This is a genomic window from Mycobacterium sp. TH-M11, assembly GCF_057473725.1.
The window spans coordinates 1-9,216 of record NZ_JBYCLD010000514.1 but is presented as its reverse complement, the minus strand read 5'-3'; the positions used below and the strand labels follow the sequence as shown (position 1 = coordinate 9,216).

15 protein-coding genes are annotated in these 9,216 nt (G+C 65.2%); 8 read left to right on the top strand and 7 right to left on the bottom strand.

Annotated features, from left to right (window positions below; translation table 11 throughout):
- On the top strand, positions 1-216 hold a 216-nt coding region (locus AC2VOG_RS19690; RefSeq protein WP_486941507.1), incomplete at its 5' end, for a YaeQ family protein.
- A gap of 24 nt (positions 217-240) precedes the next feature.
- Here AC2VOG_RS19690 and AC2VOG_RS19685 read toward each other — a convergent pair.
- A complete protein-coding gene (locus AC2VOG_RS19685; RefSeq protein WP_486941506.1) occupies positions 241-387 on the bottom strand; it encodes a hypothetical protein in 147 nt (48 codons plus the stop codon).
- Positions 388-437: 50 nt separating this feature from the next.
- Here AC2VOG_RS19685 and AC2VOG_RS19680 point away from each other — a divergent pair, with 50 nt between their 5' ends.
- Positions 438-1,004 (top strand): dihydrofolate reductase family protein, encoded by a 567-nt coding sequence (locus tag AC2VOG_RS19680; RefSeq protein WP_486941505.1) that lies wholly within the window; start codon positions 438-440, stop codon positions 1,002-1,004.
- A gap of 9 nt (positions 1,005-1,013) precedes the next feature.
- Here the strand turns inward: AC2VOG_RS19680 and AC2VOG_RS19675 are convergent, their stop codons facing one another.
- The 3 genes from AC2VOG_RS19675 to AC2VOG_RS19665 all read right to left on the bottom strand — a co-directional run bounded on the left by AC2VOG_RS19675 (position 1,014) and on the right by AC2VOG_RS19665 (position 3,057).
- Positions 1,014-1,442 (bottom strand): cellulose-binding domain-containing protein, encoded by a 429-nt coding sequence (locus AC2VOG_RS19675; RefSeq protein ID WP_486941504.1) that lies wholly within the window; start codon positions 1,440-1,442, stop codon positions 1,014-1,016.
- Between the two features lie 92 nt (positions 1,443-1,534).
- The gene (locus AC2VOG_RS19670; RefSeq protein ID WP_486941503.1) at positions 1,535-2,284 is read right to left on the bottom strand and encodes an MgtC/SapB family protein; all 750 of its coding nucleotides are present in this window, start codon (positions 2,282-2,284) and stop codon (positions 1,535-1,537) included.
- A gap of 185 nt (positions 2,285-2,469) precedes the next feature.
- The gene (locus tag AC2VOG_RS19665) at positions 2,470-3,057 is read right to left on the bottom strand and encodes a TIGR03086 family metal-binding protein (protein ID WP_486941502.1); all 588 of its coding nucleotides are present in this window, start codon (positions 3,055-3,057) and stop codon (positions 2,470-2,472) included.
- Between the two features lie 157 nt (positions 3,058-3,214).
- Between AC2VOG_RS19665 and AC2VOG_RS19660 the strand changes: the two genes are divergently transcribed.
- Complete coding sequence (locus tag AC2VOG_RS19660; protein WP_486941501.1) at positions 3,215-4,015, top strand: alpha/beta fold hydrolase; 801 nt, start codon at positions 3,215-3,217, stop codon at positions 4,013-4,015.
- Between the two features lie 32 nt (positions 4,016-4,047).
- On the opposite strand, the gene AC2VOG_RS19655 is transcribed toward AC2VOG_RS19660, so the two are convergent.
- Positions 4,048-4,686, bottom strand: coding sequence for an O-methyltransferase (locus AC2VOG_RS19655; RefSeq protein WP_486941500.1), 639 nt, complete (start codon positions 4,684-4,686; stop codon positions 4,048-4,050).
- 60 nt (positions 4,687-4,746) lie between these two features.
- Here AC2VOG_RS19655 and AC2VOG_RS19650 point away from each other — a divergent pair, with 60 nt between their 5' ends.
- From AC2VOG_RS19650 to AC2VOG_RS19640, 3 genes are all read left to right on the top strand, one after another.
- Entirely contained in the window at positions 4,747-5,352 is a 606-nt protein-coding gene (locus AC2VOG_RS19650) for a TetR/AcrR family transcriptional regulator (protein ID WP_486941499.1), read from the top strand.
- Positions 5,353-5,377: 25 nt separating this feature from the next.
- The gene (locus tag AC2VOG_RS19645; RefSeq protein WP_486941498.1) at positions 5,378-6,301 is read left to right on the top strand and encodes an NAD(P)H-dependent flavin oxidoreductase; all 924 of its coding nucleotides are present in this window, start codon (positions 5,378-5,380) and stop codon (positions 6,299-6,301) included.
- 76 nt (positions 6,302-6,377) lie between these two features.
- On the top strand, positions 6,378-7,202 hold the full coding sequence (locus AC2VOG_RS19640; RefSeq protein ID WP_486941509.1) for a DUF6498-containing protein: 825 nt from the start codon (positions 6,378-6,380) through the stop codon (positions 7,200-7,202).
- On the opposite strand, the gene AC2VOG_RS19635 is transcribed toward AC2VOG_RS19640, so the two are convergent.
- Entirely contained in the window at positions 7,199-8,068 is an 870-nt protein-coding gene (locus AC2VOG_RS19635; protein ID WP_486941497.1) for a DMT family protein, read from the bottom strand. The genes AC2VOG_RS19640 and AC2VOG_RS19635 overlap by 4 nt on opposite strands.
- Positions 8,062-8,247, bottom strand: a complete 186-nt coding sequence (locus tag AC2VOG_RS19630; RefSeq protein WP_486941496.1) for a hypothetical protein — start codon at positions 8,245-8,247, stop codon at positions 8,062-8,064. The genes AC2VOG_RS19635 and AC2VOG_RS19630 overlap by 7 nt, the downstream gene beginning before the upstream one ends.
- Before the next feature lie 112 nt (positions 8,248-8,359).
- Here AC2VOG_RS19630 and AC2VOG_RS19625 point away from each other — a divergent pair, with 112 nt between their 5' ends.
- Together AC2VOG_RS19625 and AC2VOG_RS19620 are read left to right on the top strand one after the other, a co-directional pair.
- The gene (locus AC2VOG_RS19625) at positions 8,360-8,899 is read left to right on the top strand and encodes an FKBP-type peptidyl-prolyl cis-trans isomerase (RefSeq protein WP_486941508.1); all 540 of its coding nucleotides are present in this window, start codon (positions 8,360-8,362) and stop codon (positions 8,897-8,899) included.
- A gap of 6 nt (positions 8,900-8,905) precedes the next feature.
- The coding region (locus AC2VOG_RS19620; RefSeq protein ID WP_486941495.1) for a maleylpyruvate isomerase N-terminal domain-containing protein at positions 8,906-9,216 on the top strand (311 nt) is incomplete at its 3' end.

Sequence of the window (9,216 nt, the reverse complement as noted above, 5' to 3'; positions counted from 1 at the left end):
TTCGCCGCCGGCGTGGCCACCTGGTGGCGCACCGTCGGCCCCAAAGTGGCGGGGCTGCCGAACCTGTCGGTGGTACAGATACCGCACGCGCCAGTGCAGCAGCTGGCCCAGACCGTCGATCGACGGGTCTCGGCGCAGGTAATGGTGATGGAAGGCCAGGTGACGATGACCGTTTGCGGTGTCGACGTCACCTTCACGCCCGAGCCATTGCGGTGAATATCTAAGCCCTTCTGTCGCTGACTAATCGTCCTCGACGTCGTCGCGGTGCGCGGCCTCGATCACCTCAGGCGGCACCGGTCTCTGCAACCACACCCGCATCCGCATCAGTCCGCCGGCGATCGTTCCGACGGCGAGCAAGGCAACGATGATCCAGAGCGCGGGCGACATACAGCAATTCTCCCCTGGCCCCGGGCGATGTCCAGTGCACACTGATCTCCATGGGCAAGCTCATCTATGGCTTCAACGTGTCGGTGGACGGCTACATCGCCGACGCGCACGGCAGCATTGACTGGAGCGAGCCAAGCGACGAATTGCACCAGTACTGGAACGACTTCGAGCGGGAAACCGCGCTCTCGTTGTACGGGCGGCGGCTCTACGAACTGATGTCGGCATACTGGCCGACGGCCGATGAAGCCCCTGATGCTCCCCCGTTGATCGTCGACTTCGCCCGCATCTGGCGCGCCATGCCCAAGGTCGTGTTCTCGCGCACCCTGGAGTCGGTCAACTGGAACTCCCGACTGGAACGCGGCGACCCGGTCGAGGTGGTGCGCAAGTTGAAGGCTGAAACCGACGGCAACCTGGAGGTGGCCGGCGCGACTCTGGCCGCACCGATCGTGCAGGCCGGACTGGTAGATGAGTATCGGATCGTGATCGCGCCCACCGCCGTGGGCGGCGGCACCTCGTTTTTCCCGAGCCTGCCGTCATGGATCTCGCTGCGGCTGTTGGAGAACCGCACCTTCCCGGGCGGCACGGTGCTACTGCGCTACGAAGCGAAGCAGGACTGAACGGGCCCGCTAGGTGCAGCGAAGCTGCCTGTTGAGCATGCAGTTCACCGGTGGCGAGTACGTCCCCGACAGCACGCCCCTAAAACCGCCCGTGGCGGACCCGCCGGGCGCGATGATTCGATTCCAGTTCGCCGGGGCCAGAACATAGTGCGTGCCGGATCGGCCAACGCTGCTGTTCCACGCGTGCGAGATGGATTCATTGACCGGTAGGTCGAATTCAAGGCGCCAATCGCTCATCGGCACCGCGCTCCAGTTGGTGATGGTGAAGCGGGCGATGAAGCCGGTCTGCCATGTCGAGGTCACCGACAACGTAGCGGTGGCCGCTGCCGCATGAGCCACCGCGGTGGTCGCAAATCCGAGAATGACAACCATCACTGCCGCAACAGCGACGTGAAGCGCTGTACGGCAGCGTTTCACGCAACTGTAAATCCCCGCCATAGCAGCCAACACTAAGGCCGAACGGGCGAGATCGGTCCCGCCACCGCCGGTAGCCTGCAGTACCTTTGCCCAACTGAAACCGTTACGTGACGTCAGTCGGCGTCGTCGTGGAGTTGGTCGATCCGGGTGACACCCTTGATATCGGCGAGGATTCGCGTGGCCTCGACAACCCGGGGACCCGACAAGGTCATCGTGACACCGACATGATCGACAGTCGTGGTGTGCTGCCTCAGCGGCAAAGCTGCCGTAGCAGGTGAGTCGGTGATCAAGGAGGTCAGATGCCAACCGTGGACATCGCACGTCTCCAGCAGCTGCCGCAAGATCCCCCGGCCGTCCTGGTAGATGACATGCACACGTACCGAGCCGGGCAATCTGGTCGCCATTCTTCGCACCGACGGGGCAATGCCGATCACGATCACAAAGTGCAGCATGGTCACGACGACGGCCAAGAGCAGCAGTCCCGCAGCGGCAGCCATCCCGATTGCAGCAGATTCCCAGATTGCGGCCGCGGTAGTCAGCCCGATGACCGCACCGCGGCGGGTGATGATGAGGCCCGCACCGAGAAAACCGATGCCCGAAACGATCTGAGCCGCTACTCGCGAGGGGTCGAGAATCACCGTGCCCGCGGCGACAATGTCGCCGAACCCGTACTTGCTGATCAGCAGTATCAAAGCCGCTGACGTACCGACAATCGTCTGCGTGCATAACCCAGCGCTTTTGGCCCGGATCTCGCGTTCCAGACCGATGAGCGCGGTCAGCCCGAATGCAGCGACCAGCTCGACGATCTGGCGTGCTTCCTGTCCTGTTCCGGTGAAGAATCCTTCCGCCACCGATGTGATCATCGCGGCACGCCCTGTCCTACTTGAGCAACGCCTCCCCGCAGCGCCGATTCGGGACTCTCGACCACTTCATAACGCCGACCTGTACTGGGCATCCAGGGGGGTACCACTTTTCGAGACGTACTACACCTGGAGGGCAGGCACCCGGTCCCCTCCGGTGGCCGGATCCAAGGATCTGGGGCTGCCCACTACGACGACGAGCCAACCTCCCGTCCCAGGTAGGCCATCAGCCGGGAGGTGGGCGTTGATGGCTCGGGTGCTTGCTGCGCCGGCCCGAACCCGCCGGGACGACGCAACGCCTGTTCCGGCACCGCATCGACCAGTGCGCGACAGAACGCCACAACGTCATCCGGTAACTCCGCGGAGCGGCCCAGCGACCGGTGGATGTCCCAGCTGTGCAGCGCGAGGTCGGCCACCGGGAAGGCGAGCGCACGACGCAGTGAGACCTCGCCTTGCGGCGAAGGCCGGGGCGCCTCGAAGTCTGCCCCGGGCAACAATTCGTGCAACTCTCTGGCAAGCTCACGGAGTCGACCGGCGGGATCGGCGGCCATCCAGTCGGCCGGCGCTGACGGTGCAGTCCAGATGTCATCGCCCCGGACCAGTGCGCCAACTTTGGCGGTACTTCCGATTGTGTGCGCCACCAACTCGCGCACGCTCCAGCCCTCAAGATTCGATGGCTTGTCCCACTCGTCAGGACGAATCTCGTCGACCGCGGCGATGAGTAGATCCATGGTCGCGGCTGCCATGGCGGCAGCGTCTGGTGACGAAATGCTCATAGTGTGAATACTACGATTGCGGCACCAGGTCAGATCAGCACCGAAAGCAACTCGGCGTCGTCCAATGCACACCTCGGACCCATCCTGGTCGCGGGACCGCCCTCCGGGCTACCGTTGCCCAAGGGCGAGGTCAGCATCCGCGACAAGGAGCACCGACATGCTGAAGTACGAGATCCATGGAACTGGTGAGCCATTGGTGCTCGTCCACGGGATCACTCACCGCAGGCAGGCCTGGTATCCCGTACTCGAGCACCTGACCGACCACCGCACCGTGGTGCTCTTCGACCTGCCCGGCCACGGCGAATCGCATGAGTTTGTCGTTCGCAACGACGACGTACAGGGAACCCTGCGCGACGAGCTGGTCGGCCTCTTGGACCAGCTGGGACTTGACCGCCCGCACATTGCCGGGAACTCCCTGGGTGGCCGGATTGCGATGGAGGCCGCCGCCGACAATCTGGTCTCGAGCGCGACCGTGCTCTCCCCCGCGGCGTACTGGCACAACGCCATCGACTTCGCCTATATCCGTCTGCTCTTCACGTGCCTGACGACCAGCGCCCGCCTGCTGGCACCGGTGGTGCCGAGGCTTGCTCGTTCGCCGCGGGCACGGCACCTGATGGGCGGGGTGGTGTCAGCCCACCCCGAGCGGATCCCGGCCAACGAATTCGTGGGCGACCTCAACGGCATGCGGCGGGCCATTCCCGCCATGAAGAAGATCTTCCCGGCCGCCGAAGTGTTCGACCGCGAGATCCCGGCCGACATCCCGGTGACCGTCGCGTGGGCCGCGCGCGACCGGATCCTGCTGCCCTACCAAGCGAAGATCGCCGAGAAGCGACTCCCCCAGGCCCGCCACATCCGACTGCCCGGGTGCGGCCATGTACCGATGGCCGACGATCCCGAGCTCGTGGCACGCGTACTGCTCGAGGGAAGCGCCCCCAGCGCGCGGGCCGAGGCTTCCTAACGAAGCCCCGGCCCAGCAGCCTGCCGCCAAAGCTACACGCGGACAGCCAGTTCCAATCCCTTGTCGAGTGCCAGCGGGCTGCTGACGTAGCCGTTCTCCGGCGCGCGAACGTAGTCCAGGTAGGCGTGACTTGGGTCAAGGTTCACGTTGTCGCCGACGACCAGTGCGCCGGTTTCCAGCACCGGCTCAAGAAGCTTTATCACGGTCAGGTCGAGGTCAGGCCAGCCATCGAGCAGCACGAACTGCACAGGTTCGCTGATGGTCTTGAGAGTGGTGCGGGCATCGCCTTCGAGGATGGTGATCAGGTCACTGACCCCTGCTTCGGCGAACGTCGCTCGGGCTGCGGCCAGCTTCCGCGAGCTCATCTCGGTGGTGATGATGTGGCCCATGCCGTTGTCGCGGACCGCGGCGGCCAGATGCAGCGTCGAGATCCCATAGGACATGCCGTACTCGACGATCGTCGTCGGCTTCAACGCACGAACCAGGCTGTACAGCAGCCGGCCCGAGTCAGGCGCCACGGAGAGGTAAATGTCCTGAAAAGCCTCTGCCCGTGCTTCGACGGTGTAGTCGCCGGGCGAGATTCCTTGGCGGCGGTCGGCATCGCGCTGCGCGTCAGCGAAAAGCCGGTCGATGATCGAGGTGTATTCCGGGAGGTTCAAGGTTGCAGTCATGTTTCTAGATTAGACGCGACGTTGCGTCTTGTCTAGATTGGGGTGGTGTTAGATCGAGCTGTGGCAAGCGCACAGCCGCATCGCGGCAATCGGCACGGACGCAGCGAAGCGGCCCGCGAGGCCATCCTGCATGCCGCCGACGACCTGCTGGCCGAGAAGGGTTTCGCGGGAGTCACTGTCGAGGGCATCGCCAAGGCGGCGGGGGTGGCCAAGCAGACGGTCTACCGCTGGTGGAGCTCCAAAACGGATGTCCTGATGGACGCCTTCCTCGAAGATGCGACCGCCGAACTCGAACCGCCCGACACCGGGACCCTGGAGTCCGATCTGCGTGCCCATCTGTGCGCTACCGCCCACTTCCTCACCGTCGACGATGCGGGCGCCGTCTATCGCGCACTGGTAGGGCAAATCCAGCACGATCCAGAACTTGCCCAGATCTTTCGGGCCCGCTACCTAGATGATCAGCGAGTTCGCGACCAGAAGCCGTTCGTTCGGGCCATCGCCCGTGGTGACCTCACGCCCGACGCCGACGTGGCCGCGCTTGCCGAATGGCTCGTGAGCCGAATGCACTACCGGGTGATCGTAACGGGTGAACCCGTCGACGACTCGTTCATCGACGAGATCGTCGACGGCGCTCTGTCGATGTGCCGCCGCTGGTCAAGGCCGTAAGGCAGTCATGATGCTTGAATAGACCGTGGCTAACCGCATCCAATCCCTGCTCGGGGTTGCCTACCCCGTCGTCCAGGCCCCGATGACCTACATCGCGCGCGCCGAACTCGCTGCGGCGGTGTCCGAGGCGGGCGGGCTCGGCGTGATCGAGACGCTCACCCCCGAGGGGCGAGCCGATCTGCAGCGGGTGCGTGAGCTCACCGACAAACCGGTGGCGGCCAACCTGATGATCCAAGGCTGGAAGAGCGACCCGTCGATCGTCGACACATTGGCCGAAGCCGGCGTGCGCCACGTCTTCACCTCCGCCGGAGACCCGGCACTGTTCACCAAACTGCTGCATGACGCCGGCATGACGGTGGTCCACGTTGTCGGCTCACTCAAGGGCGCGCTCAAAGCCGCCGACGCCGGTGTCGATGCGCTGGTGGTCGAAGGTGTGGAAGGCGGCGGCTTCAAGTCCCTGCTGGGCGCCTCAACCATGGTGCTGCTGCCGCTGGTAGCCGAGAACGTGGACCTGCCGATCATCGCCGCCGGTGGTATCTGCGATGCGCGGTCGGCTGCGGCATCGCTGGTGTTGGGCGCCGAGGGCGTGCAGATGGGCACCCGGATGTTGGCCAGCCATGAATCCGCGGTGCACGCGAACTTCAAGGACGCGATCGTGGCCGCAAACGATTCCGGCACAGTGCTTCTCGACGTCCCCGGCAATCCGACCATGCGGGTGCTGCGGACCGGACTGGCCGCCAGAGTCGCTGCACACGACCCGGATTCACGACTTCTGGGAAAGATCACCGAGCTGTACTTCGACGGCGACATGGAAGCCAGCGTCGCCAACACCGGCCAGGTGTCATCCCGGATCGTCGATCTTCTGCCGGTGGCCGAGATCATCCGCCGCACATGGGACGAGATCGAAGCGGTGCTGGACGGTGCACGAGCGCGAACCGAAAGTTTGTGAACCGCGCCCGCAGATGAGCTCGCAGCGTCCATGCTCGTGCAATGGTTCGCCAGAGTCGGATGGCCGACGCGTGACCCTGCCTGAGTCGGGGCCAGAATCCGGGCAGGATTCGCGGCGACGCTCGAAATTCTCACCCCTGCATCTGTTCGCCGTACTCGGCGTCATCGCCATCCCGGCATTCGGCTGGTTCGGTCAACATTGGTCGGGCGCAACGACCGTGGTCGTGTACTGGTTCGAGAACGTCACGATGTGCCTGCTGGTGATAGCCCGCATCGCCGTACACCAGCGCCTGAACCCCAAATACGGTCACTTCCGCTACCGGGGCCCAGGAGTCGGCGGCCCGTCCCATTCTTCGTTCTTGAGCGGCTTCGCGCTCATCAGCCTGGTGTTCTGCGCAGCCCACGGCGTGTTCCTGGCGGCCATCCTGGCGCTGCTGATTCACAATCGAGCGCCCGAGCTTGCGATGCTCGCTCTGGACTGGCGCAGCGTCGGCTGGGGATGCCTGGGCGTATTGCTGTTCCTGACGATGGAATTCCTCACCGACCTGGTCGATCTGCGCCGCTGGTCCTTCCGAGATATCGAGACCGCTGCCAACGTCGGGCTGGGCCGCGTCATGGTGGTGCACATGACCCTGCTGCTCGGATTCGCCGCGATCGCCGCCACTGACGCACCCAGCGCCCTGTTCACCGTATTCGTCGTGCTCAAGAGCCTTGCCGCACTGAGCACCGTGGTTCCCCAATGGGAGCCGGCGAGGCCCCCACGCGCACTCAGCAAGCTGATGGATCGACTGCCGAACGTGCACCCCGACGAACGATTCGAGGACTTCTGGGTGAAGGACCAAGCCAACGAGCGGGAGCGGCAACGCCGTAACGAGCAGCCCTGGAAGACCACCCGGCCCTAATCGTGTACCGCCGGAACATGTTCGGCCGCACCGAATATGGCAACGGCCACCGCACCCCCGACCGCGGTGCAGAAACCCAACGCCACCAACCAGTCCAAGCCGGGTCGCGCGGTGTCTCCGAGCAGCGTTACGCCGACGATGCCGGGCATCACCGTCTCGCCGACGACCAGAGCAGCAACGGCACCGTTCAGCGAACCCAGTTGCAGCGCAACGGTAAACAGGTAGAAGCCACCGGCTCCGGCGATAGCGATTGTCCAGAAAGCCGGGTCTTTTAGCAGAACTGGCAACCGCAGCGGATCGACGCCGTCGACTACCCGAACCGCGATTGCCATCACTCCGTACAGAACACCGGAGACCAAGCCGGCTGCGGCCGCGGCACGGGCCCCCAAGAAGCGGATGAGACCAACCCCGAGAGCCGCGATCAGCAGCGCCGCCACCATCAGCGCCCAGTGCAGCCCAGTTCCCGACGTGTCTGTGCCGGCCTGACCAGCGCTGAACCCCAACACGCACAGTGACACGATCACCGTCGCGATCGCCGTCCAGTCGCGGCGGTGCAGGCGAACACCGAGCACAACGATGCCGAGCACCGCGGTGACGACAAGATTGGCGCTGATGATGGTCTGCGACAGAAACAGCGGTATCAGCCGGGCCGAGACGATGTTTCCGGCGAAACCGATGACGTCGAGGGCCATCCCGGCAATGAACGCCGTAGTCAGAACCGCGTTGGCGGTCGAGCGCAGGGTCGGTCTGCCGTCTTCCTGCCCTTGGCCGGCGGCAGCGGAACTACGTGCGCCATAGGCCTGTAGAACGGAGGCCACCCCGTAGCCGAAACAGGCCAGCAGCGCTGCGGCCACCCCGATCAGCACGGCACTGACCTCATCGATCCCCGACGGTGCGGGGAACGGCCCGCCTTCGCGGCGCCTTCGGCCACCGCCGCGACGTAGCGGCGCACCACATGGGTGCGTACCTGGGTGCCAAGACCGAACCGGAACTTGCCAGTCACCTTGGCCAACGGCTGCGGCAGGGCCATGACGTCGATGTGCACGTGGGTGAGACTACGTGCCGAGTCCCGGCCGAACGAGCCACTTTGCGTCGGTCATGGTCCGCAGATCATGCCCGATGCGGCCTGTAACGTGGCGGACGTGAAACCCACTCGGATGCACTCTTTCGTTGCTGTCACGGCCAGTCTCGCGGCAATTGCCCTGCCCTTCGCGGCGGCAGGTACGGCCGTAGCCGCCGACACCTGCCCCACGGCCGCCCCCGCCGCCGGCACGCCGGAGTGGACCCTGACCGGGGCCACCGGCAGCGTCGCGGTCACCGGATCGACCGAAACGGCCGCACCCCGAGTGGATGTGTCGGCGCCGTTCACCGTGACGTCGACCCAGGTACACACGTTGCAGGCCGGCAACGGCCCGGTGGTTCCGGCGACGGCCAAGGTGTCCGTCTGCTACATGGGTGTCAACGGACGCGACGGATCGGTGTTCGACAGCAGCTACAAGCGCGGCGCCCCGGTGGACTTCCCGCTCGACGGCGTTATCCCCGGATTCCAGAAAGCGATCGTCGGCCAGACCGTCGGATCCACGGTCGCGGTCGCCATGACCTCCGCGGACGGCTACCCCGACGGCCAGCCCAGCGCCGGCATCCGGCAGGGCGACACCCTCATCTTCGCAATCAAGATCCTGGGCGCCTCAGGCTGATCCACGGTGACGCTCGCCGAGGACATCGAGGCCGAGCGGGCGGCACTCGCACACTCCTTGAGTGCCGCCGGCGCCTCGGCGCACGCCGGGTGCGGGTCGTGGACCGCGCGAGATCTTGCGGCACATTTGGCGGCCGAGGAACGCCTGGGTGGCGTCTCGACGTTCATTGCGCGATCGCTGGTGGCGCGCGGAATCGCGGTGCCGGCGCCACCGAGATTGGTGGAGTTCGCAATTCGCCGCGAACATCGCTATGGCTTCACCGAGTTGATCGACCGGCTGCGGCGCCCACTGCCGCGACTGCTGCTCAGGTCGCGGGT